Origin of the sequence: Mesorhizobium sp. M0030 (assembly GCF_040323695.1) — a bacterium.
Lineage (GTDB): Bacteria > Pseudomonadota > Alphaproteobacteria > Rhizobiales > Rhizobiaceae > Mesorhizobium.
The window spans coordinates 117,116-140,502 of the sequence record NZ_JAMYVE010000004.1 but is presented as its reverse complement, the minus strand read 5'-3'; the positions used below and the strand labels follow the sequence as shown (position 1 = coordinate 140,502).

Genomic DNA, 23,387 nt, shown 5'->3' with positions numbered 1-23,387 from the left:
CACAACCTATGTCTCGGTTAGCGAAATAATCAATGGTTACAGGTTCGTCAGGCAAAATACTCCTGCAGTGGCCTCACCTCCAGGCTCCCCGCCTTCAGCGCCGCAATCGCCTCAGCCACAGCCGCCGCCCCCGACAGCGTCGTATAGTACGGCACCTTCTGCATCAGCGTTGCCCGCCGCAGTGACTTCGAGTCCGACACCGCCTTCTGGCCATCCGTGGTGTTGAACACGATCTGGACCTGGCGGTTGCGGATGGCGTCTTCGATGTGGGGGCGGCCTTCGAGGACCTTGTTGATCTTCTGGGCGTCGACGCCGTTTTCGGCGAGGAAGCGGGCGGTTCCGGATGTGGCGAGCACCTTGAAACCCTGGCCGGCGAGGCGCTTCACGGCCGGCAGGATGCCGGCCTTGTCCTCGTCGCGCACCGAGACGAACAGCGTGCCGGAGCGCGGCAGGTCGACGCCGGCGCCGAGCTGGCTCTTGGCGAAGGCCAGCGCAAAGTCGCGGTCGAGGCCCATGACCTCGCCGGTCGAGCGCATTTCGGGGCCGAGCAGGATGTCGACGCCGGGGAAACGGGCGAAGGGGAAGACGGCTTCCTTGACCGCGATGTGGCCGGGGTTTCTCGGGTCGGGCATCGCGCCGTAATGGGCGAAGGCGTCTTCCAGCTTCTCGCCGGCCATGATGCGGGCGGCGATCTTGGCGATCGGACGGCCGATGGTCTTGGCAACGAAGGGCACGGTGCGTGACGCCCGCGGATTGACCTCCAGCACATAGACCGTGCCGTCCTTGATCGCATACTGCACGTTCATCAGGCCGCCGACGTTGAGCGCGCGGGCAAGCGCCGCCGTCTGGCGCTCCAGCTCGTCGACCAGTTCGGAAGGCAGCGAGTGAACGGGGAGCGAGCAGGCACTATCGCCCGAATGGATGCCGGCCTCTTCGATGTGTTCCAGAATGCCCGACACAAAGGTCGACGTGCCGTCGCACAGGCAGTCGACATCGACCTCGATGGCGCCCGAGAGATAGGTGTCGAACAGCAGCGGGTTCTTGCCCAGCAGCGTGTTGATCTGGCCGGTCTTGTCGTTGGGGTATTTCTGCTTGATGTCCTCCGGCACCAGGCCGGGCACGGTGTCGAGCAGGTAGCTCTGCAGCATGCCCTCGTCATGGATGATCTGCATGGCGCGGCCGCCGAGCACATAGGAGGGGCGCACCACCAGCGGGAAGCCGAGTTCGCCGGCCACAAGGCGGGCCTGCTCGACAGAATAGGCGATGCCGTTCTTCGGCTGGCTGAGGTTGAGCTTGTGAAGCAGCTTCTGGAAGCGGTCGCGGTCTTCGGCGAGATCGATCATGTCGGGTGACGTGCCGAGGATCGGGATGCCGGCCTTCTCCAGCGCGTCGGCCAGCTTCAGCGGCGTCTGGCCGCCGAACTGGACGATGACGCCGACCAGTTCGCCCGAGGCCTGTTCGGCGCGCAGGATCTCCAGCACGTCCTCGGCCGTCAACGGCTCGAAGTAGAGCCGGTCCGACGTGTCGTAGTCGGTCGACACTGTCTCGGGATTGCAGTTGATCATGATCGCTTCATAGCCGGCGTCGCGCAGTGCGAAGGCAGCATGGCAGCAGCAATAGTCGAACTCGATGCCCTGGCCGATGCGATTGGGACCGCCGCCGAGGATGACGACTTTTTTTCGCGACGACACTTGCGCTTCATTGGCCAGCGCGCCGGCGAAGGGCACTTCATAGGTCGAGTACATGTAGGCGGTGGGCGAGGCGAACTCGGCGGCGCACGTGTCGATGCGCTTATAAACCGGATGAACGTCGAGCTTTTCACGAATCTTCGCAATCACTTCGGCGTCGTTCTTCGTCAGCGAGGCGAGGCGGGCATCGGAGAAGCCCATCGCCTTCAGCATGCGCAGATTGACGGCGTCCTGTGGGATGCCGTGCTCGCGGATGCGGGCTTCCATGGATACGATGCCGGCGATCTGTTCGAGGAACCACGGGTCGATCTTGCACATTGCGTGCACGTCTTCCAGCGAGGTGCCCATGCGGATCGCCTGCGCCACCATGCGCAGCCGGTCGGGCGTCGGCGTGCCGAGTGCGGCGCGAATGGCGTTGCGGTCGTCGGCGTGGTTGGCAGCTACGGCGCCGTGGCCGAGGCCGGGGATTTCGATTTCGTCGAGACCAGTCAGGCCGGTTTCCAGCCCACGCAGCGCCTTTTGCAAGGACTCCTGGAACGTGCGGCCGATGGCCATGACTTCACCGACCGACTTCATGGCGGTGGTCAGCACCGGCTCCGCGCCGGGGAATTTCTCGAAGGCAAAGCGCGGGATTTTTGTGACGACGTAATCGATGCTTGGCTCGAAGGAGGCGGGCGTGGCGCCGCCGGTGATGTCGTTCTCCAGCTCGTCCAGCGTGTAGCCGACGGCGAGCTTGGCCGCGATCTTGGCGATCGGGAAGCCGGTCGCCTTCGAAGCCAAAGCGGAACTGCGCGAGACGCGCGGGTTCATCTCGATGACGACCAGCCGACCATCGGCCGGGTTGACGGCGAACTGCACATTGGAGCCGCCGGTCTCGACGCCGATCTCGCGCAGCACCGCGATCGAGGCGTTGCGCATCATCTGGTATTCCTTGTCGGTCAAGGTCAGCGCGGGGGCGACGGTGATCGAGTCACCGGTGTGTACGCCCATCGGGTCGATGTTCTCGATCGAGCAGACGATGATGCAATTGTCCGCCTTGTCGCGGACGACCTCCATCTCATACTCCTTCCAGCCGAGCACGCTTTCCTCGATCAGCACTTCGGTGGTCGGCGAGGCGTCGAGGCCGGACTGGACGATGTCGTAGAATTCGGCGCGGTTGTAGGCGATGCCGCCGCCGGTGCCGCCCATGGTGAAGGACGGGCGGATGATGGCGGGCAGGCCGACATGGTCGAGCGCCTGGGCGGCAATCGCCATGCCATGGCTGATGTAGCGCTGCTTGCGGTCGCCTTCGCCGAGGTTCCAGCGGGTTTCCAGCGCGTCGAGCGCGGCGTCGAGATCGGCAGGGGCCTCGGCCTTGACGGCGGCGCGCTCGGCCTCATGCGTCTTGCGGTCGGCGTTCTTGACATCGGTGGCATTGGCCAGCATCGACTTCGGCGTTTCCAGGCCGATCTTCTTCATCGCCTCGCGAAACAGCGCCCGGTCCTCGGCCTTGTCGATGGCCGTGGCGTCGGCGCCGATCATCTCGACATTGTAGCGCTCGAGCACGCCCATGCGGCGCAGCGACAGAGCGGTGTTTAGCGCGGTCTGGCCGCCCATGGTTGGCAGCAGCGCGTCGGGCCGCTCCTTGGCGATGATCTTGGCGACGACTTCAGGCGTGATCGGCTCGATATAGGTGGCGTCGGCCAGTTCCGGGTCGGTCATTATGGTGGCCGGGTTGGAATTGACCAGGATGACGCGAAAGCCCTCTTCCTTCAGCGCCTTGCAGGCCTGTGTGCCGGAATAATCGAACTCACAGGCCTGGCCGATGACGATGGGGCCGGCCCCGATGATCAGGATCGACTTGATGTCGGTGCGTCTTGGCATCGTTGTGAGTTCCGTTCGGCGAGCGGCTTGCACGAAAAACCGGGACGGGAAGACCCGGCCGGTTGTGCTTGCGATTCTGGTATCAGGCTAGGAGGGCCTTATAGGGAAGAGTTTTGGGAGATGTAACCCCGAAAATGAGGCTAGGCAGTAGGGACCAGGCAGTAGGGATCAGGCAGCAGAGATTAGGCAGGAGCGAGGTTAAGGCGCCTGTTGCCCATTCCCTACTGCCTGACACCTAATCCCCCAGCGCGAGCTGATCCGTAATCTCAAACCGCTCGGATACCCCGACGCGGATCATGTTGAGGCTGCCTTCCCTTGTGAAGCGGAAGTCCTTGCCCAAATCCGAGTTGGCCGGCATGCCGGCAGAGAAGGAGATGACGCGCGTGCCGCCATCGGGCCAGGTCACGGTGATGTCTGCCTTGTCAGCGCCATTGTGGACGATGTTGACGGCGCAGCGGGTCATCGGTTGTCCGACATAGCGGGCGCAGGGGATCTCGGCGGTGGCGCCGAGGGCGGGCGGGGGTTCCAGCCGTGCAACGGTTTGCGTAGCGGTCGCAGCTTTGGCCTGGTCTGGCCGTGGCGTCGGGGATAGTACCCCCGGCGCGGACGCTGTATCCGGCGCTGCTCCCGCAGACGCGGCGGCGGCGAGTTCCGGCGTCCCTGTGGCCTCCGTTGCCGGAGCCTCTGTGGCAGGGATTTCATCCGTCGGCGGACTTTCATTCGCTGCGAAGGCAAGGCCGTAAGCATCCTGCATGGCGGTCCTGCCGATCTCGGCGGCGGACTTCGGCGCGCCTGGATTCGTGCCGCCAAGGCGCTCGGTCAGGTCGAGTGGAGCCGGCGCGGGTGCAGCCGGGGTGGGTGGAGCCTGAGTGGGTGCAGCCGGAGCGGCAGAGGCGGCAGGTGCAGTCGTCCGGGGCGCTGCGGCCACGTCGGCCGGCTGCGTCGACATGTCGGGCGCGAGCGCGGGGCCGCCGGCTTCAGCGCTGGCGGTCACCTGGGGCGGCGCGGCGTCTACTTCGACCACGGTCGGATTGTCGGGGATAAGATAGCGCGCGGGCGCCCAGCCTTTGACCAGTGGATTGTCGATCTCCTCGACCTTGCACCAGCGGTGGCCGTCCACTTCGTTGCAGCCGAAATTCCTGACGCTCGAGCCGATCGGCAGACGCGCCTGGGTTCTGCCGACCGGCGACGGCGTGGCGCGGATGTTGAGGAGATCGCCTGGGCCGAGCTCGGTCACTATGGAAACGATGTCGGCAGGCGCGTCCTCGGCATTGGCCGGCAAGCTCACCAACAACGGGCCCACCACCAACGGACCCGCCAACAACCGGGCTGCCCGCAGGAGCGGAGCGCCAGTCAGTCGATGCAAAATGGTTCGGATTGTGCGCCTCATCATTTGGCCGTGCGCCGATTACCCTTGCGGCAGCAATCCTGCCGTATGCCAAGGCGGTTTTATAAGGGACGATACGCGGCCATGTAAGTCTGAAAATGCGTCCGATGTTTGGTGCCGCGAGGCCGAGGCAGGACGCAGCCATGCGGTCAAGCAGAGCCTTGCCAAGAGGGTTTGGGCATGAAGCCGGTCCTCAGCGGATGCGCCCATTCCGGACGGCCCGCCTGTTCGGCCTGTCTCGCCGCCGCTTCATGGTCGTAGTCGACGGCGATGGTCTCGAAACGGTCGGGTCCTTCGCCATCCAAGGTGAGGATGCCGTAGCGCGCATGCGGGCTGCCTTGCTCCGAAACATGCGCCGGCGGCGTGTCATCTTCATAGGCGGGAGCGCCGACGCTGCCGGGGTTGAAGAGGATGGGGCCGCCGGGGATACGGAGCAGCTCCGCGCGGTGGCTGTGGCCGCAAAGCACGACGCGGCAGGCCGGGTCCAGCGCCTGCAACCGCCGCTGAATAGCGGCAAGCGGCGCGCGCACCAGTTGGCCATCGACGATCGCGTCGAGCAGGTATTTCTCGTCATGGTCGGGCCGCGCATGGAAAGCGACCACGCCGGGAACAATCTCCAGCGTGAAGGGCAGGGCGAGCAGCGCTTCGCGCTGCGCTGATGTCAGCCGTTCCTGCGCATAGCGGTCTGAAGCCCACATCACATCGTCGGCCGGATCGACCGCGACCCGGCGGTCATGGTTGCCGCGCACCGTCGGCAGGTCGAGCGCTTCGAGCCGCTCGAACGTCTCGCGCGGCCAGAGCGGGCCGGAGACACAGTCGCCAAGGTTGACGGTGAGATCGGCGCCGCCGCGCCGCGCTAGATCGGCGAGCACGGCATCCAGCGCCAGCACATTGCCATGGATATCGGCGAGAACGGCAATGCGCATGCGAGGGCTCCCTTGGTGCAGCCCGTTAAGGCTTGCGGCCCGTCTTCCTATCAAGGCGCTGCCTTCATTATCAAGCCTTTGAGATCGTTCGAGACAGCCGGGAGCTGGCTATCGCGGAAGCACTCCATCTGCTAGCGTCCATGCCGTTCCGAAGTTCATCCGGGGGAAGACAGGCGATGACCCGCGACCAGATGGTTGCCCACCTTCGCGCCGCCAATGATGTCGCGCGCGAGACTGCCGCGCACGGGCACCATCCTTTCGGCTGCGTGCTCGTCGGCCCCGACGATCGCATCCTGATGCGGCAAGGCAACATCAACACCGTGCGCCACGCCGAAACCGAGCTCTCCCGGCGTGCCGCGGACGCCTATCCGCAGGAATTCCTCTGGTCCTGCACGCTGGTCACAACCGGCGAGCCCTGTGCGATGTGCACGGGAACGCTCTACTGGGCCAATATCGGCCGGCTGGTCTACGGCTTCGAGGAGACCAAGCTTCTCGCGCTGACCGGCAATCACGCAGAGAACCCGACGATGAACCTCTCGTCGCGCACAGTCCTCGGCTCCGGGCAGAAGCCGGTCGAGGTCCACGGCCCTTTCCCCGAGATGGACGAGGAACTCCTCGCCCCGCATATCGGTTTTTGGCAGCGCTAGGAGCAGCCTGACTTCGGCACCAGCTACGCCGGCATTTCGATGTCGTGGCCGCCGACGATGGGCAGAGCCGGGTCATCTCCGGCCGCCGCAATCACGCTGTCGAGCAGGCCGGGGAAGCGGGCGTCGAGGTCGGCGCGGCGCAGCGTGATCATCCGGTTGGTGCCGGCCACTTCGGCGCGGGTGACGCCGGCCTCGCGCAGTTTGGCCAGGTGATAGCTGAGATTGGTCTTGGAGCCGAGGTCGAGGAACCGGCTGCAGTTCAGCGGCACGCCTTCCTTGCTGGCGAGATAGCGCACGATGGCGAGCCGGGTCGGGTCGCCAAGCACGCCGAGCACGACCGGCAGGCTGATCTGGTCTGTATTGGGGTGCGGCAAAGTCATGGCCCGAAACTAAGCACAGTCGGTGGCGATTTCAACGCGTCCATGTTTCGCGGGCATGCACAGTCCGCTTCGCGATTGGCCCAATGGCTGTCCTGACACAGGGCTGTCAGCAGGCTTCAGCTATTTTCGCCTGGCTTCATTGACATCACGCCCTGTTATGTCCAATTGTTCAATAAGTTTTGAACTAAGGACACGCCCTATGGACAAGCGCCTCTTCTGGCTTGCGCTCGGATCGTTCACGATCTCGACCGAAGGCTTCGTCATCTCCAGCCTGCTGCCTGACATCGCCACCGACGCCCGCATTTCCATTCCGCTCGCCGGCACGCTGATCACCGCCTTCGCGCTGGCTTACGCCATCGGCACGCCGATCCTGGCAACGCTGACCGGCGAATGGGACCGGCGCCGCGTCATCTTGTGGACGCTGGCGTTCTTCGTCATCGGCAATGTGGTGGCGGCGCTGAGCTCGTCCTTCGAGCTGCTGCTCATTGCCCGCATCATCATGGCGCTGTCGTCAGGCCTGTTTGCCGCTACCGCTCAAGGCACGGCGGTGGCGCTGGTCGATGACCACCACCGGGCGCGGGCCATTGCCGTCGTCGTCGGCGGAACCACGGTGGCGGTTGCGCTGGGTGCACCGCTCGGCGCGCTGGTTGCCACGATAGCCGGCTGGCGCGGGACCTTCTTTGCCATTGCCGGGCTCGGCGCGCTGGTCGGCGCCATCCTGTGGTACCGGCTGCCGCGCGGCATTGTCGGCACCAAGCTGCCGCTCAGGCGGCGGCTGGCCGCGGCGCTGCGCCCCGGCGTCATGCCGATCCTGCTGACCACCGCTCTTGCCCTGATCGGCGCCTTCTCGGTGTTTTCCTATATCGCGCCGCTGGCCATCCAGAGCGGCGGCCTCAGCCCGATTGCGCTGCCCGGCATGCTGCTCGCCTTCGGTGTCGGCGCCGTCATCGGCAACATAGCCGGCGGCCAGGCGGCCGACCGTTTTGGTGCGACGCGCACCGTCGGCTGGTCTCTGGCGCTGAGCGCCGTCATGCTGGTGATGCTCTCGGTCATCCCGACCTTCCTGCCGCAGCATCTCGCCGGGCCGGCATTGATGGCCATGATGGTGCCGTGGGGCATGGTCGGCTGGGCATTTCCGCCGGCGCAGGCCAGCCGCATCATCAAGCTGGCGCCCGACGCCGCCCCGATCGTGCTGTCGCTCAACGCTTCGGCCCTCTATCTCGGCGTGGCGCTGGGTGCTGTGGTCGGCGGCGCCGTGCTGCGCTACGGCGTGCCGGCCGATCTCGGCCTGGTCGCCGCCATCTTCCCGCTGATCGGGCTTGGCGTGGTGCTGGCCGGCCGCTGGGCGGCCCGGCCGGTCGCCATGCCGGCCGAATAGATCTTTGCAAAGGACCGGCGGCCGCTCTTTCAGCTTGAAGGGGCGGCCGCCGGCACGTCGTACTCCAGCGCCGCGACTTCATCCAGCATAGCGCGCAGATCTGCCGCTCGCTGCTGGCCGACCAGCGCCTCGAAGCGCTGCTGGGCAATGGTCCACAATTTCGTCGTCTCCTCGAGCTTGGCCTGGCCTTGCGGCGTCAGCCGCACCCGCTTGACGCGGCGGTCGTCCTTGTCGGCGAAGGTGTCGACATAGCCGTCGCGGATCAGCGGCTTCAGCGTATGGCCGAGCGCCGACAGGTCCATGACCATCGCTTCGGCTATCGTGCCCATCGCCGGCTCGTTGCTGACATGGATCTGGTAGAGCAGGCCGTACTGTGTGCCCTTCAGACCCGAAGGCGAGATTACATCGTCATAAAAGCGGCCGAGCTTGCGCGCGGCGCGCCGCAGCGTGGCGTTGTTGCAAAGGCTGAATCCCGGCAGCGCGGTCTTGCTCATCACGACTCCTTGCCGGCAAAACCGCTGCCGGCCTGTCGCAGAAATAGTTTCTGCCGCCTCCGTTGACAAGATGGTGGTATATGCCTACTTCCCGGAAAGTTGTATATGCCACTAATTGGAGATCAGGGCGGGACAAGGGTTCATCGACCTGTCTCGCCGGGCAGAAAAAAGGAACAGGACAATGAGTGGACAGGACAACAAGGGTACCGCAGTCGTCACCGGCGCATCGGCCGGCATCGGCGCGGTCTATGCCGACCGGCTGGCCGGGCAAGGCTACGATCTGGTGCTGGTAGCGCGGCGCGCCGACCGGCTGGAGGAACTGGCTGAAAAGCTGCGATATGCTTACAAGCGCAAGGTCAGCGTGATATCAGCCGATCTTGCCGACGACAATGATGTGCGCCGCGTCGAGCAGGCGATCGCAGCCGACGACAGCGTCACGCTGCTGGTCAACAATGCCGGCATTGGTGGCCAGGCCGTGGTGGCAACGGCCGACGCCGACGAGGCCGAGCGCATGATCAAGGTCAACGTCATCGCCTTGACCCGCCTGACCCGCGCCGTTCTGCCGGGGCTTCTTGCGCGCAACCGCGGCGCCATCGTCAACATCGCCTCTGTGCTCGCCTATGATACCTCGTTCGGCGGCATCTACAGCGGCACCAAGGCCTATGTCGTCAACTTCACCGAGGCCCTGCACCGCGAAGTCGCCGGCACCAATGTGAAGGTCCAGGCGGTGCTGCCGGGCGCGACCCGCACCGATTTCTGGGAGCTCGCCGGTGGCGATATCGACAATCTGCCGAAGGAGATCATCATGTCCGCCGACGATATGGTCGATGCCGCGCTTGTGGGCCTATCCAGGGGCGAAGCCGTCACCGTGCCGGCACTTGCCGATGCGACCAAGCTCGACGCCTTCCTCGGCGCAAGGCAAGTCTTCTACGGCAGCCTGCACGCCGACAAGCCTGCTGCCCGCTACGCGGTCTGAGGAGAGAGCTGGTTCGCTGCGCTAACCAGGACCCCCACCCCGCTCACTTCGTTCGCGGCCCTCCCCACAAGGGGGAGGGTAAAGTGCGCGCTCCCCTACCTCCCCTTTGTGGGGAGGTCGGACCGCAGGTCCGGGTGGGGGTACTGGCGCCGACCTCTGCGTTTACGCTCCCCGCCACATCGGTATGATCGATGCAGCCAGCACCAGCGCCAGCACGATGTTGAGCGCGCGCCATTGCCATTCGGTCTCGAGCAGCCGTGCCAGCACCATGCCCGCCACGCACCAGATCGACAGCGAGACGGCTGCAGTGAGGCCGAAGGTCGAGCCGAGCAGCAGCGCGAGTTGTCCCGGCCCGTCGGCAAGGGCCGCGAACGAGGCCGCCGCCCCCAGTCCCATCGCCCAGCCCTTCGGGTTCATCCATTGAATGCCGGCGCCGCCGAAGAAGCTGTTGGGTTTTGCCATCGCCACATCGAGATTGGGCGGCCCGGCGCGGCCGATCTTGATTGCCAGCCAGATGAGATAGAGCGAGCCGATGATTTTCATCGCCAGTTGCAGCGAAGGCATGGCCAGCAGCAGACCGGCGAGCCCGGCGGCGGCAGCAGCGGTCACGGTGGCGAGACCGGCGGCGCTGCCGACCAATAGGGGAACGGAACGGCGAAAACCGAACTGTGCACCTGAGGCAGTCGACAGGGTGGTGGCGATGCCGGGCGTGACGGTGGCCACGAAGGCAAACAGGATGAGCGGAAAGATGGGCTGCAACATGAGGCGTCCTTCATCAAAAGCCCAATGGTAGACTTCCGCATACTTCAGTAAATGCAATGTTTGCGATGGTTGGCATTAGCAGATATAATGCCAACCATGATCCGCAACCTCGACACAGCGCTGATCCGCACCTTCGTCACTGTCGCCGACAAGGCCAGCATGACGGCGGCGGCGAACGCGCTGCATCTGACGCAAGGCGCCGTAAGCCAGCAGATCAAGCGGCTGGAAGAAGCGCTCGGCTGCAGCCTGTTCGAGCGCGACCGGCGTGGCTTGCGGCTGACGCGGCCCGGCGAGCGGCTGTTCGGCAAGGGCAAACGGTTGCTTGGCCTCAATGACGAGATCTGGGCCGAGATGGCGGGCACCGAGGTCGCCGGCCAGGTGCGGCTCGGTGTTCCCTATGACCTTGTCGGCACTTTGCTGGCGCCGGTGCTGAAGGCCTATGCCGAGACCTATCCGCAGGTCGAGATTTCACTGCTCTGTGCGGCTTCGCCGGACCTTGCCGCGGCCCTCGCGGCCGGCACCATCGACCTTGCCGTCATCGAGGAACGGGTCGGCCCGTCGGCCGGTGAGTGCCTGGCCATTGACCGGCTGGTCTGGGTGGGGGCCAAGGGCGGCGTCGCCCGCGCCAAGCGGCCGCTGCCGGTGTCGATCGTCGCCGACACCTGCGCCTTCCGCCCGGTGGTGCTGTCGGCGCTGAACGAGCACGGGCTGGAATGGCGCACCGTGTTCGAGAACGGCAACATCGACGCGACGACCGCGACAGTGCGCTCCGACCTTGCCGTCACCGCCTGGCTGGCCTCCACCGTGCCTGCCGATCTTGACATCCTGGCTTTTGATGCCGGGCTGCCGCCGCTGCCGAATTTTTCCATCAATCTGCATTTGCCGAGGTTTGGCGCGGCGCCTGCCGCGCAGGAGTTCGCGCGGTATATCCGGGATGGGCTGGAACGGCGGGCTGTGGCGGCTTGACAGAACTTGGATTTGCTCTCCCCCGTCGATCGGGGGAGAGGTGTCGAGCGAAGCTCGACGGAGTGGGGGTCGCCCTTTACTCGGTGCGGGAAGATTCTTGCGCCTTGGTGGTTCCCCCACTCCGTCGCTGCTTCGCAGCGCCACCTCTCCCCCCTCCGGAGGGAGAGGAAAGGTGCCAAGCCTGTCCCTGTCACTTCCAGTTCTTACGCCGCTCGAGCTCGGCCTCTGACGGCTTCTGCGTAGCGAACGACCCGACCTTGACCTCACCCCCGCGTTCGTAGGTCGCCATGATGACGCCTGTGGTAGTGGCCTGCGACTTGACCAGCTTGAAAGCGGCGGGCATCGCACCACCATCGAACAGCCGCTTGCCCTTGCCCAGCAGCAGCGGGAAGATCATCAACCGGATCTCGTCGATCAGCCCGTTGGCCAGCAAAGTCTGGATCAGCTCGCTCGAACCCTGGATGAGCAGGTCAGGCCCATCTTCCTTCTTGAGGCGGCGCAACGCCGCGACGATATCTTCTCCAAGCCATTGCGTATTTTCCCAGGTGAGCGAATCCGGCCGATGCGTCGCCACATATTTAGTCGCAGGGTTGAAGGCATCTCCGATGGCATCTTTCTGATACGGCCAGTAAGCGGCGAAGATGTCGTAGGTTCTGCGGCCGAGCAGCAGGGCGAAGGGTTTGGAGAACAATTCCTCCATGGCCACCCCCGCCACCTCGTCGAAGTAGTGGAACGTCCAGCCGCCGAATTCGAAGCCGCCAACCGGGTCTTCTTCCGGGCCGCCTGGCGCCTGCATGACGCCGTCGAGGCTGACGAAGGTGGAAGCGATGATCTTTCGCATTGGATTTTCCTTTTCCAGGATCCGCGCCGTCAGGGCCGGATTTCGATCTAAGGACGGACAGGCCGGCGGCCGCCCGACAGGCGTTGGCAAAAAAACGCTGCCGGCCGACAAGGGTACCTACCGCCGTCGCCCGCCGCCAAGCGCCTGCGACGAAAACCAGACGTCGCCGATGATGGCGGTGGCGGTCCGGTCCGGCGCCCTGTCTGACGTCAGCCAGATCGAACGGCTGCGCGCCGCCTTCTGGAGGTCGGGGATTTTGGCCGCCGAACCGGCCGCCGAGGCGCCGACGCAGGGGATGAACCACGAGCGCATGAAGGGGTCGCAGGCAAAGCCCTTGTCGGTGCGGGTTACCATCACGGCCAGGCCGACGCCCTGAGACGGACGCCAGGGAAAGATCATGCGGCCACCGGGTTTCAGCGCCCTCAGCCAGGCAGCCGGCGGTGCGACGACACCGGCATTGACATAGATGATGTCGGACGGCGGCAGATCGCCGGTGACGGCATCGCCGTGGACGACGCTTACATTGCCGTAGGTTTCGAGATTCTTTGTTGCTCTGGCAGCAAGATCTGCCTCTATTTCGAAGGCGGTCACCGGGCCGGGCGCAACCAGCCGCGCCAGCAAGGCGGTGTAGTAGCCGGTGCCGGCGCCGATATGGGTGACGGCCTCGTCCGGTCTGGGGGCGATCCTGCCGATCCACATCGCGTGCAAGGAGGGTTCGCCATTGTTGATGCCCTTGTCGGCATCGAGCGCCACCAGCACGTCCTGATAGATGTGAACAGGATCGGCGCTCGGCGTCATGATCTTGCCGTTGCCGGTGGTGAGCGCCCTGCCGGCGACTACCGCCCAGGGTCCGGGACCGAGAAAGGCCTCGCGCGGAACGGTGGCGAACGCCTCTTCGAGGCGCGGATCGGCCGAGCCGGCATTGGCCGCCATCAGCTGCGCGTAAAATTTCCTGGCGTCTTCGACACTTGTCATGATGGCGAGCAAGATAGCGCAAGCCGCCGGTTTGTCGCGGTCGGGAATGAGAATCAGCCGACGCCGAAGACGGTGTCGTAGAGCAGCTTGAAGTTGAGCACCAGGATGACCGCCGCGACCACCCAGGCGAGGGCCGCCACGCCACGGGGAATGGCAAGGTCGCCCATCTTCTTCTTGTCGGAGACGAACTGCACCAGCGGGATGACCGCGAAGGGCAGCTGCATCGACAGCACCACCTGGCTGAAGACCAGCAACTGGCCGGTGCCCTTTTCACCATAGAGCGCGGTCACGACCACCACCGGGACGATGGCGATGCCGCGCGTCAGCAGCCGGCGCGCCCATTGCGGAATGCGCAGGCGCAAAAAGCCTTCCATGACGATCTGGCCGGCAAGCGTAGCCGTAACCGTCGAGTTGAGGCCGGAGGCCAGCAGCGCCACCGCAAACAGGATGGAGGCGATGCCGAGGCCGAGCAGTGGCGACAAGAGCTCGAAGGCTTGGCCGATCTCGGCGACATCCTGATGGCCGGTGCCATGGAAGGCCACCGCCGAGACGATCAGGATCGAGGCGTTGACGAACAGCGCCAGGACGAGCGCGATGGTCGAGTCCGTCGTCGCCCATTTAATGGCGTCGCGCTTGCCTTTTTCGGTCCGTTCATAGGCGCGTGTCTGTACGATCGAGGAGTGCAGGTAGAGATTGTGCGGCATCACCGTGGCGCCGATGATGCCGATGGCGATGTAGAGCATCGCCGGATTGGTGACGATCTCCGTCGACGGCACGAACATCGAATGCAGGATCGAGCCGACCGGAGGGGCAGCGGCAAAGATCTGGATGGCGAAACAGCCGAAGATGATGATCAAAAGCGCGATGACGAAGGCTTCGAGATAGCGGAAACCCTTGTTCATCAAGAGCAGCACGATGAAGGCGTCGAGCGCCGTCAGCAACGCGCCGCCGATCAGCGGAATGCCGAACAGAAGCTGCAGCGCGATCGCCGTGCCGATCACCTCGGCGAGGTCGCAGGCGATGATGGCGAGTTCGCAGGCGATCCACAGCACGAAACTGACGGGACGCGGATAATAGGCGCGGCAGGCCTGGGCGAGGTCGCGGCCGGTGGCGATGCCAAGCCGGGCGGCAAGCGCCTGCAGCAGGATCGCCATCAGGTTGGACAGCATGATGATGAACAATAGCGTGTAGCCGAACTGGGCGCCGCCGGCGAGGTCGGTGGCCCAGTTGCCCGGATCCATATAGCCGACCGAGACCATGTAGCCCGGTCCCATGAAGGCGAACAGGCGACGGAACCAGACGCCGGACTGCGGCACCGCGATCGTGGAGTTCACCTCGCGCAGGCTGGGAGGATTGTCCTCCGGCCTGTCAAATCGCCAGGATGATCCCAAGGTAGCGTCAGCTTCGGACATGGAGGGCTTTCCACTGGGTGGATCGGTTGACGTCATCCTATCTATGCCAGGGCTCAACATTATGCAATAGGCTATATTTCATTGTATGTGCTTCCTGTTGCGCCGACCGGCAGGCCGGCCGGGGATCGCAAACGCCGGTTGCGCCTACCATGGAATGGAAATAAACGGCTGGAACAGTTAAGCCCGTGCTATGAATGGCAAAGGGCGATTGCTTTGCCCAAAGCCGATTCTTGTCAAAAGATAGGAAGGAGCGCGTGTTGGCGCTGAAGCACAGACCGGTTGGACGCGAGGAGCCGCTGCCTGACGCCGAGATTCATTCGAAAGGGTTCCGGCAGCAGCGCGAAGCGCGCCGCGGCGCGCTGGTCGAGGATTATGTCGAGCTGATCGCCGACCTGATCGAGGACGGCAATGAGGCGCGTCAGGTCGATATTGCTGCGCGGCTCGGTGTCGCCCAGCCGACGGTGGCCAAGATGCTGACCAGGCTGTGCGCCGACGGGCTCGTTTCCAGAAAACCCTATCGCGGTGTGTTCCTGACCGACGCCGGGCGCAAGGTGGCGGAAGAGAGCCGCATCCGCCACCAGACGGTAGAAGCGTTTTTGCGTTCGCTCGGTGTCAGCGCCGAGACGGCGCGCATCGATGCCGAGGGCATCGAGCATCATGTCAGCGCCGAGACGCTGGAAGCCTTTCGCAAGGCGATGATCGCGCCGCGCTGAGGGGTGCCGGGGCCGCACCACTGGAACCTCCGCACGTCAGGCTCGTTGCTCCTGACGTTGCGCGTCATTGTCGCGCGCCAAGGAGGAAAACATGGGCGTCGAACAGGCACCGACCGCGAAGGGCAAGCAGGCGGCCGAGGGTTTGAGGCAGGCAGCGGCAAAGGACGAACGCAAGACCGAGGTCGAAACCGGCCATGCGCTGAAAAAGGGCGCCGCGCGTTTCGAGGAACGCTCCAAAAGCTCGGACGGCAAAAGCGCCGGCACCAAGCAGAAGATCTGAGTTCTGTTCGCAAGCGGCAACCTGCCGCTCATTCCTCGGTGTCCTGCACCCAACTGCGCGGATGGCCGTCGACGCGGAACTGGAATATGAAATAGGGCGGAATGCAGGAGCCCTTGCCAGGCTTGGCTGCGGCCAGATCGTCGTAGCCGGCGGTGCAGATATAGTCCTCGCGGCAGGGATGCGCCTTGTCGCAGGCGCGCAGGCCGGCGGTCTTGGTGAATTCCTTGGTGCAGAATTTGTGGTCCTTGCCCGACGCGATGCAGTCGTTGAAACCGGTCTTGGCGAGGCGGCCGCAAGTCGCCTCGTCGGGAAGCTTGTCGCAGCTTGCCTTGCGCAGCATGCCCCCGGGAAAGCCACCGGTCTTCTGCTCGGGGTTGTCGTAGCGTTGGCGCGCCGCGCCATAGCCGGCGAGCTTGATTACCGGTTTCTTGTCGCGCGCCGGATCGATGGCGCAGGCTTTTGCGGTGGCCGGCGACAGGCGGCAATATTTGTCGCTGCCCCAGCTCGACATCTTAATCTCGCCGAACTCGACGGGGTCGCCGACTGCGGTGGCCGCCTCGCTGACGCAGGTGCCGAAGCCCGGATGGATGTCGCTTTCATGGACGCCGGCGCAGCGCAGGCTTTCGCCGCAGCTCCAGTCCTTGAAGCTGGCATCCTTGCCGCTGTAGCAGATCGAGCCCCAGCCATTGTAGAGATCGGTGCCTTTCAGCGCTTCGGCGAGTTTGGCGTCCGGACGGGCGGCGAAGCCGCGTGAGAAATCCGGATGGCCGCCGGCGGCGAAGTCCTCGACGATGGCGCGGCGGCGAGGCAGGTCGGCGAAGAACACCGCCGAGCCGGGGACGAAGACGGCGTTGCGGCGCGGCTCGCTGGCCGGATCGGCGCCGGTGTAATGGAAGCCGGCAATGCCGTGCGTCTGGTGGCAGCCGGTGCAGGTCATTTCGTTGAGACGCAGATTGAAGCCGGCCACCGATTTCACGCTGCGCAGCTCGTTGCCCTTGGCGACATAGTCCTGCAGTGCCTTGTCGATGTCGGCATCGTCGAGCAGCCCATAGGCGATATTGTTTTGCGACCTGGCCATGCCGCCGGGTGCGACCGAGACGGCGCTGGTCGCCAGGAACTTGTCGTCGATGACCAACCGGCCGCGATCGAGGTCGTAGAGGTTGCGGTCGGTGAGCAGCCATTTGGCGAAGGCCGGCCGGTCGGCCAGAACCACTTTCCGGTCGATCTGGTTCTCCATCTTCGATTCCTGGAAGGTGGACGTCGTTGGGTCCCATTTGAAAATCTTGAGGAGATATTCGGCGTGGCCACCGAAGTCGCGGCGGCTCGAGGCCGACAGCCGGAGAACCTGCATGTTCAGCTCAAGCCGCATGATCTGCGACGAATTCAGCATGGCGTTGGAGAGCGGCCCTTCGTCGGAGCGCAGCCAGGCTGCCAGTTGCTCGGGCGCAAGGTTCTTCTGGCCGGCGGCGAGCCAGCGCTTGGCGATTTCGGCACAGGAAACGGCGGTGGCGCTTGGACGGTCTCTCGAAGCGCGGGGGCGAGCCTCGCCGGGCCTGGCGTTGAAGACCAGACCCATGGTCAGCGGCAGCCGCGACGAGATGCGTTGCGCTGTCTTTCCCTTCGTGGGCTTCTCCGCCACCGAATAGTGGAAGCGGTAGATCAGCCTGATCTCGCCGCATTCGGTGTGGCCGAGATAGCCGCGGTCCATGCGGTTGACGACGCCGGTCAGGTCGAGCGTCGAGCCGTCATCGTCGATGTATTTCGGGTTGAATTTCTGGCTGGTGTCCTTCGACTTGGCCATGGCCGCGACGTAAGGATCGGGGCTATTGGCAGGCTCGTCGGCGATCTCCTGCTTGACGGCGTTGCGCACAGGGGTCAGCGCGCGCACCGAAAACAGGCCCCGATTGTCGACCTCGCGCGTGAGACCCAGCGCCGGGCCGAGCAGGCGGCTGATCGAGAGGCCGCCACGCTCAAGCGCCTGCAATGTCTCGGGATCGGTTACGGCGACGCTGGAATCGAGCGTCACGGCGCGCGCCGGCGACGGGCCGAGGCATAGCACCACCGCCAGCAGCAGAAATCAACCGATCGTCCGCAAGTCCCCGACACCCCCGTTCGAACCGGATGCTACAGCGCGCATGCCGCCTCGACCAGAGTGCGAACACGATGCCGCCGCCACGAAAAATACTGTGACTTGGCGCAACCATTGCGATAATTGTCTGTTGGGTCGGACTGGGCCACGACATCGGCCACGCCAGCCGAAATTTGCATACGGGGAGTTGCCATGCTCTGGAAGGGCCGCCGTCAGAGTGACAATGTCGAGGACGAGCGCAGCGACAGCGGCGGCGGTGGTGGTTTCGGCGGCGGCAGCCCTGGCCAGTTCCGCATCCCGATCGGCGGCCGCACCGGCGGCGGCGGCAGCATATTGCTGGTCGTCCTCGTGGTGCTGGCCGGATGGTATTTCGGCTTCGACCCGTCGCAGATCCTGGGCAGCGGCGACGGCGGCGGCGTGCTGCCGGGTGGCGGTGGCCAGATTACCGACAACAGCGGCGGCCAGGACGACGGCGCCGGCACGCCTGCTTCCGACGAGATGAAGCAGTTCGTGGCGACCGTGCTGGCCGAGACCGAAGAGACCTGGACCGGCATCTTCCAGTCGCAGGGCCTGAAATACGAGGACCCGAAGCTTGTGCTGTTCAGCGGCCAGATCCGCTCGGCCTGCGGCTCCGCCTCGACGGCAGCCGGACCGTTCTATTGTCCCGGCGACCACAAGGTCTACCTCGACACCACCTTCTTCCAGCAGCTCGACCAGCAGTTCGGCGCCTCGGGGGATTTCGCCCAGGCATATGTGATCGCCCATGAAGTCGGTCACCATGTGCAGAACCTCACCGGCATCCTGCCCAAGTTCAACCAGATGCGGCAGTCGATGGGTGAGGCGGAAGCCAACCAGATGTCGGTGCGCATCGAGCTGCAGGCCGACTGCTTCGCCGGCGTTTGGGCGCATTTCACCGCGCAGAAGGGCATTCTGGAACAGGGCGACATCGAAGAGGCGCTCAACGCCGCCAAGCAGATCGGCGACGATACGCTGCAGAAGAAGATGCAGGGCTATGTCGTTCCGGAAAGCTTCAACCACGGGACGTCGCAGCAAAGGCAGACCTGGCTGGCGCGCGGCTACAAGAGCGGCAAGCTGTCGGATTGCAACACGCTGACCGGTCCGGTTTGAGGCGCTCGCAAGTTCCAGCCGACCGCGGTTCAAAGCGCATCCGTCGGCGGGCCGATTCACCACCGGCAACAGATGTCAGGAGGAGAACGCCTGAGGCGTTCTCCTCCTGTTCCAAAGTGGCGCCTCGCCTATAACGGGCGCCCGCCCAAGGGCGGTCTCAGGGAGCAGACGCCATCATGATCGACCCCAAAACCGCCAGGCGGGGCCTTGCGCTCGTCTTCACCACGCTGCTGCTCGACATTATCGGCTTCGGCATGATCATGCCGGTGTTGCCGGCCTTTCTCAGGGAGCTTTCCGGCGTCGGCATCAGCGAAGCGGCGATCGAAGGCGGCTGGCTGTTCTTCGTCTATGCGGCGATGCAGTTCTTCTTCGCGCCAATCATGGGCGGGTTGAGCGACCGCTTCGGGCGGCGGCCGATCCTGCTTGCCTCGGTGCTTACATTCTCGATCGACAATCTGATCTGCGCCATCGCCTGGTCCTATCCGATGCTGTTCATCGGCCGCGTGCTGGCCGGCGTTTCGGGCGCCAGCTATTCGACGACGTCGGCCTTCATTGCCGACATCTCGAACGACGACAACCGGGCGAAGAATTTCGGTCTGCTCGGCATCGCCTTCGGCGTCGGCTTCGTCATTGGGCCGGTGCTGGGCGGGCTGCTCGGCACGTTCGGGCCGCGAGTGCCGTTTTACTTTGCCGCCGGGCTTGCCTTCGTGAACTTCCTCATCGCCATGTTCTTCCTGCCTGAAACGCTCGATGAAAAGCACCGCCGCCGCTTCGAGTGGAAACGCGCCAACCCGGTCGGCACGCTGCTGCAGATGCGCCAATATCAGGGCATCGGCTGGATCGGGCTCGCCTTCTTCCTGATGACGCTCGGCCACATGATGTATCCTGCGGTGTGGTCGTTCGTGTCCAATTATCGTTATGGCTGGAGCGAGCAGCAGATCGGCTTCTCGCTCGGCGCCTTCGGCCTGTGTGGGGCGATCGTCATGGCGACGGTGCTGCCGCGCGTGATCCCCAAACTTGGCGAATGGAGGACGGCGGTGATCGGCCTGACATTTACTGCGGCCAGCGCCTTCGGCTACGCCTTCGCCTCGCAAGGCTGGATGATCTATGCGGTGATCGTCGTCGGCTGCCTCGAAGCACTGGCCGATCCGCCGCTGAGAAGCCTTGCCGCCGCCAAGGTGCCGCCATCGGCGCAAGGCGAATTGCAGGGTGCGATGACGTCGATCTTCTCGATCACCTCGATCATCACGCCGCTGCTCTACACCGCGATCTTTTCCTGGTTCACCGGACCGAATGCGCCCGTAGTGTTCGGCGGCGCCCCCTATCTGGTTGGCGCGTGCTTCCTGACGCTTGCCGTCATTGTCTTTGTGACGAAAGTTGCGAGGCCGACGGCGGTGAGAAGCGTTGCCACCGGCGCTGCGGAAGATGGAGCCCAGATATGAGCCATGACAGCCGCATAGAGCTAACCAAGGACGGAGTGTCGCTGTCGCGGCTGGTGTTCGGCGCCTGGCGCCTGCTCGACAACGCCGCGCGCCCGGACGCCGACCAGATCGCGCGGCTGATCGGCACTGCGGTCGATCTCGGCCTGACCAGCTTCGACCACGCCGATATTTACGGGCATTACCAGGTGGAAGCTGCCTTTGGCGCCGGCTTGTCGCGCTGGAAGGGCAAGCGCGACAGCATCGAGCTGATCTCGAAATGCGACATCATTCTGGCATCGGCCAACCGGCCTCAGAACCGGCTGAAGCATTACGACACCAGTGCGGCCCACATTGCCGCCTCGGTCGACCGTTCGCTCGCCAATCTCGGCACCGACTATCTCGACCTGTTGCTGCTGCACCGACCGGATCCGCTGATGGATGCCGACGAGACGGCGGCGGCCCTTGCCGGGCTGGTCAAGTCGGGCAAGGTGAGAGCGGTCGGGGTCTCCAATTTCACGCCGTCGCAGTTCGACCTTCTGGCTTCGCGGCTGCCGTTTGCCTTGGCCACCAACCAGATCGAGATGTCGGTGCTGAAGACCAATGCGCTGATGGATGGCAGCCTCGATCACGCGCAACGCCTCGGCTATGCGCCGATGATCTGGTCGCCGCTCGGCGGCGGCTTGCTGTTCACCGGCAAGGAAGGGCGCGAGGCGCGGGTCAGGGCGGCAATCGCGGCGGTGGCTGCCGAGATCGGCGCCGGCGATCTCGCCGCCGTCGCCATCGCCTGGTTGCTGCGCCATCCGGCCCGGCTGGTGCCGGTGCTGGGCACGATGAAGCCCGAGCGGCTGGCCGCCATGGTCAAGGCACTCGATATCGCGCTCGACCGCCAGCAATGGTTCGCCATTTTGGAAGCCAGCGAAGGCCGGCCGGTGCCGTAAGGTTAGATACTAGGCTTCGATCCATTCGCTGGGCACGTCCAATGCCTTCGACAGCATGGTGCTGGTTTGCGCCGATGGCTTGCGGCGATTGGATTCAAGGTCCGACAGGAAGCCCTGGCTGACACCGATGGCATCAGCCAATTCGGCTTGCGTCAGCTTGCGCCAGTTGCGCAGCGCCTTGAGCCGGCTGGAACCTCGCAAAATATCCATGGTCACCTCGGCGGGCAGGGGCTTTTCCGTTTTGAGCTCGGCCTTCCGCTCATCGTAGATCGCCACATCCGCAGCGTCTTCTCTGGCTTCTTCGGCGGCATGCAGCAATGCCTCGTAGTCAGCCTTCGGGATGACGACCAGTTCTTCCCCGGTTGAAGTCCTTATGATTTGCGGAGCGTTCATGATGTCCTGTCCTATGGCCGGCTGTAGGTCGTCGTTTCGCGCTTGCCGATGTAGATCGCGAGGATTGTCGTGCGATCTTCATCGAAGATAACGCGGTAGCGACCGATCCGAAGTCTGTAACCGTCTCGGCCGGCAAGACGTTTCACATCTCCACGCCCGCTGATGGCATAAGTGTTCAAGCCCTCGGTAACCTGCTCGCGGACATCGGCCGGCAGATTATCGAGATCGCGAGCTGCCGACGCCGAGAGGATGATCGTCTTCACGGCAGGAATATCGCAGATTTATCGCTTTATGTTAAGCGATATTATCGCTTAATTCTGCTTGGCAAGGCTCAGGCGCGCTCGGCCAGCAGTTCCTCGCCGCGCTTTTCGCGGATCAGATTGACGAAACGGCGGAACAGATAGTGCGAGTCCTGCGGACCGGGCGAGGCCTCGGGGTGATGCTGGACCGAGAACACCGGACGGCCCGTGAGCGCAATACCGCAGTTGGAGCCATCGAACAGCGAGACATGGGTTTCCTCGACGCCCTCGGGCAACGAGTCGGCATCGACGGCAAAGCCGTGGTTCATCGAGACGATCTCGACCTTGCCGGTGGTATGATCCTTGACCGGGTGGTTGGCGCCGTGATGGCCCTGGTGCATCTTGGCGGTCTTGCCGCCCAGCGCTAGGGCCAGCATCTGGTGGCCGAGGCAGATGCCGAATACCGGGATGTCGGTCTTGAGCAGGTCCTGGATGACCGGCACGGCGTAGTCGCCGGTGGCTTCCGGGTCGCCGGGGCCGTTGGAGAGGAAGATGCCGTCGGGCTGCATGGCCAGGATCTCTTCCGAGCCGGTGCCGGCCGGAACCACGGTGACCTTGGCGCCGAGGCCGGAAAGCAGGCGAAGGATGTTACGCTTGACGCCGTAGTCGATGGCGACGACGTGCATCGACGGCTCGGCCTGTTCGCCAAAGCCTTCGTTCCATACCCAGGGCGTTTCACGCCAGACCGAGGACTGGCCCGAGGTGACTTCCTTGGCGAGGTCAAGCCCGATCAGGCCCGACCAGGCGGCGGCGCGCCGCTTCAAATCGTCGATGTCGAAGATGCCGTCGGGCGCGTGCGCAATGACGGCATTGGGCATGCCCTTTTCGCGGATCAGCGCGGTCAGCGCCCGGGTGTCGATGCCCGACAGCGCGACGATGCCGCGCTTCTTCAGCCACTGGTCCAGCCCGGTGTCGGCGCGGTAGTTGGACGGGTTGGTGACATCGGCCTTGAACACCGCGCCAACGGCGCCTGCACGGGCGACCGGGTTCAAGTCCTCGATGTCCTCGTCATTGGTGCCGATGTTGCCGATATGCGGGAAGGTGAAGGTGACGATCTGGCCGGCATAGGACGGGTCGGTGAGAATTTCCTGGTAGCCGGTGAGCGCGGTGTTGAAGCAGACTTCGGCAACGGCGGAACCGGTGGCGCCGAGGCCGCGACCCTCGATGACGGTGCCGTCGGCCAGCACCAGGACGGCGGTCGGCTTTTCGGTTGCCCAAGGCGGGGTCAGTTCGGGGGTCATCTCGGCCATGGCGACGCTCCTGTCACGCTGCGCGCTTCGATGGCGGGCCATCTGCGCAGCAAACGGCGCGGCCGATCTCTCAAGCCTGCGCGCATCAATTCTTTGTCTTATGCAAGGCCGAGTACATAGGGGAAGGCGCCAGAGCGGTCAATGATGCCGTGCCAAAACGGCGAGCATTTGTTTCGTCAAA

At 64.5% G+C, this 23,387-nt stretch carries 22 protein-coding genes; 9 read left to right on the top strand and 13 right to left on the bottom strand.

The genetic code is table 11. The annotated features are described in order from the left end of the window. Positions 1 to 47 precede the first annotated feature (47 nt). The 3 genes from carB to NKJ80_RS10710 form a co-directional block, all read right to left on the bottom strand. The gene (carB, locus tag NKJ80_RS10720; protein WP_023741107.1) at positions 48 to 3,551 is read right to left on the bottom strand and encodes a carbamoyl-phosphate synthase large subunit; all 3,504 of its coding nucleotides are present in this window, start codon (positions 3,549 to 3,551) and stop codon (positions 48 to 50) included. Positions 3,552 to 3,786: 235 nt separating this feature from the next. Then, positions 3,787 to 4,839: an SH3 domain-containing protein gene (locus NKJ80_RS10715; protein WP_352497552.1), complete on the bottom strand. Its 1,053-nt coding sequence runs from the start codon at positions 4,837 to 4,839 to the stop codon at positions 3,787 to 3,789. Between the two features lie 248 nt (positions 4,840 to 5,087). Then, complete coding sequence (locus tag NKJ80_RS10710) at positions 5,088 to 5,864, bottom strand: metallophosphoesterase family protein (RefSeq protein WP_352497551.1); 777 nt, start codon at positions 5,862 to 5,864, stop codon at positions 5,088 to 5,090. A 176-nt stretch (positions 5,865 to 6,040) separates the two neighbouring features. Between NKJ80_RS10710 and NKJ80_RS10705 the strand changes: the two genes are divergently transcribed. Next, complete coding sequence (locus NKJ80_RS10705; protein ID WP_023724912.1) at positions 6,041 to 6,511, top strand: nucleoside deaminase; 471 nt, start codon at positions 6,041 to 6,043, stop codon at positions 6,509 to 6,511. Between the two features lie 23 nt (positions 6,512 to 6,534). On the opposite strand, the gene NKJ80_RS10700 is transcribed toward NKJ80_RS10705, so the two are convergent. Beyond that, complete coding sequence (locus NKJ80_RS10700; protein ID WP_023683780.1) at positions 6,535 to 6,891, bottom strand: ArsR/SmtB family transcription factor; 357 nt, start codon at positions 6,889 to 6,891, stop codon at positions 6,535 to 6,537. 199 nt (positions 6,892 to 7,090) lie between these two features. Here NKJ80_RS10700 and NKJ80_RS10695 point away from each other — a divergent pair, with 199 nt between their 5' ends. Next, positions 7,091 to 8,269, top strand: coding sequence for an MFS transporter (locus tag NKJ80_RS10695; protein WP_023683782.1), 1,179 nt, complete (start codon positions 7,091 to 7,093; stop codon positions 8,267 to 8,269). A 29-nt stretch (positions 8,270 to 8,298) separates the two neighbouring features. On the opposite strand, the gene NKJ80_RS10690 is transcribed toward NKJ80_RS10695, so the two are convergent. Then, entirely contained in the window at positions 8,299 to 8,763 is a 465-nt protein-coding gene (locus NKJ80_RS10690; RefSeq protein ID WP_023689742.1) for a MarR family winged helix-turn-helix transcriptional regulator, read from the bottom strand. Between the two features lie 181 nt (positions 8,764 to 8,944). Here NKJ80_RS10690 and NKJ80_RS10685 point away from each other — a divergent pair, with 181 nt between their 5' ends. Continuing rightward, entirely contained in the window at positions 8,945 to 9,739 is a 795-nt protein-coding gene (locus NKJ80_RS10685) for an SDR family NAD(P)-dependent oxidoreductase (RefSeq protein WP_023689743.1), read from the top strand. Positions 9,740 to 9,901: 162 nt separating this feature from the next. On the opposite strand, the gene NKJ80_RS10680 is transcribed toward NKJ80_RS10685, so the two are convergent. Further along, entirely contained in the window at positions 9,902 to 10,501 is a 600-nt protein-coding gene (locus NKJ80_RS10680; RefSeq protein WP_023689744.1) for a LysE family translocator, read from the bottom strand. Positions 10,502 to 10,588: 87 nt separating this feature from the next. Here NKJ80_RS10680 and NKJ80_RS10675 point away from each other — a divergent pair, with 87 nt between their 5' ends. After that, entirely contained in the window at positions 10,589 to 11,467 is an 879-nt protein-coding gene (locus NKJ80_RS10675) for a LysR family transcriptional regulator (protein ID WP_502902197.1), read from the top strand. Positions 11,468 to 11,657: 190 nt separating this feature from the next. Here the strand turns inward: NKJ80_RS10675 and NKJ80_RS10670 are convergent, their stop codons facing one another. The 3 genes from NKJ80_RS10670 to NKJ80_RS10660 form a co-directional block, all read right to left on the bottom strand. Further along, positions 11,658 to 12,308 carry a dihydrofolate reductase family protein gene (locus tag NKJ80_RS10670; protein WP_023727458.1) on the bottom strand — a complete coding sequence of 217 codons (651 nt, stop codon included), beginning with the start codon at positions 12,306 to 12,308 and terminating at the stop codon, positions 11,658 to 11,660. A 117-nt stretch (positions 12,309 to 12,425) separates the two neighbouring features. Continuing rightward, positions 12,426 to 13,283: a protein-L-isoaspartate O-methyltransferase family protein gene (locus NKJ80_RS10665; protein WP_352497549.1), complete on the bottom strand. Its 858-nt coding sequence runs from the start codon at positions 13,281 to 13,283 to the stop codon at positions 12,426 to 12,428. Between the two features lie 53 nt (positions 13,284 to 13,336). Next, complete coding sequence (locus NKJ80_RS10660) at positions 13,337 to 14,695, bottom strand: Nramp family divalent metal transporter (RefSeq protein WP_023691522.1); 1,359 nt, start codon at positions 14,693 to 14,695, stop codon at positions 13,337 to 13,339. Positions 14,696 to 14,952: 257 nt separating this feature from the next. Here NKJ80_RS10660 and mntR point away from each other — a divergent pair, with 257 nt between their 5' ends. Together mntR and NKJ80_RS10650 are read left to right on the top strand one after the other, a co-directional pair. Continuing rightward, positions 14,953 to 15,408 (top strand): manganese-binding transcriptional regulator MntR, encoded by a 456-nt coding sequence (gene mntR, locus NKJ80_RS10655; RefSeq protein WP_023672433.1) that lies wholly within the window; start codon positions 14,953 to 14,955, stop codon positions 15,406 to 15,408. Positions 15,409 to 15,499: 91 nt separating this feature from the next. Then, on the top strand, positions 15,500 to 15,688 hold the full coding sequence (locus NKJ80_RS10650; RefSeq protein ID WP_023672434.1) for a hypothetical protein: 189 nt from the start codon (positions 15,500 to 15,502) through the stop codon (positions 15,686 to 15,688). 28 nt (positions 15,689 to 15,716) lie between these two features. Here NKJ80_RS10650 and NKJ80_RS10645 read toward each other — a convergent pair whose 3' ends face one another. Continuing rightward, positions 15,717 to 17,714 carry a hypothetical protein gene (locus NKJ80_RS10645; protein ID WP_352497548.1) on the bottom strand — a complete coding sequence of 666 codons (1,998 nt, stop codon included), beginning with the start codon at positions 17,712 to 17,714 and terminating at the stop codon, positions 15,717 to 15,719. Between the two features lie 255 nt (positions 17,715 to 17,969). On the opposite strand from NKJ80_RS10645, the gene ypfJ reads away from it, so the two are divergent. From ypfJ to NKJ80_RS10630, 3 genes are all read left to right on the top strand, one after another. Beyond that, positions 17,970 to 18,905, top strand: coding sequence for a KPN_02809 family neutral zinc metallopeptidase (gene ypfJ, locus NKJ80_RS10640; RefSeq protein ID WP_023672436.1), 936 nt, complete (start codon positions 17,970 to 17,972; stop codon positions 18,903 to 18,905). A 176-nt stretch (positions 18,906 to 19,081) separates the two neighbouring features. Continuing rightward, a complete protein-coding gene (locus tag NKJ80_RS10635) occupies positions 19,082 to 20,347 on the top strand; it encodes a TCR/Tet family MFS transporter (protein ID WP_023733296.1) in 1,266 nt (421 codons plus the stop codon). Further along, a complete protein-coding gene (locus NKJ80_RS10630; RefSeq protein ID WP_352497547.1) occupies positions 20,344 to 21,264 on the top strand; it encodes an aldo/keto reductase in 921 nt (306 codons plus the stop codon). Before NKJ80_RS10635 ends, NKJ80_RS10630 begins: the two co-directional genes overlap by 4 nt. Before the next feature lie 9 nt (positions 21,265 to 21,273). Here NKJ80_RS10630 and NKJ80_RS10625 read toward each other — a convergent pair whose 3' ends face one another. The 3 genes from NKJ80_RS10625 to carA all read right to left on the bottom strand — a co-directional run bounded on the left by NKJ80_RS10625 (position 21,274) and on the right by carA (position 23,206). Further along, positions 21,274 to 21,657, bottom strand: a complete 384-nt coding sequence (locus tag NKJ80_RS10625; protein ID WP_352497546.1) for a helix-turn-helix transcriptional regulator — start codon at positions 21,655 to 21,657, stop codon at positions 21,274 to 21,276. An 11-nt stretch (positions 21,658 to 21,668) separates the two neighbouring features. Continuing rightward, complete coding sequence (locus tag NKJ80_RS10620; protein WP_023711204.1) at positions 21,669 to 21,920, bottom strand: type II toxin-antitoxin system RelE family toxin; 252 nt, start codon at positions 21,918 to 21,920, stop codon at positions 21,669 to 21,671. Positions 21,921 to 21,988: 68 nt separating this feature from the next. Then, positions 21,989 to 23,206, bottom strand: a complete 1,218-nt coding sequence (carA, locus tag NKJ80_RS10615) for a glutamine-hydrolyzing carbamoyl-phosphate synthase small subunit (RefSeq protein ID WP_352497545.1) — start codon at positions 23,204 to 23,206, stop codon at positions 21,989 to 21,991. Positions 23,207 to 23,387: the final 181 nt, after the last annotated feature.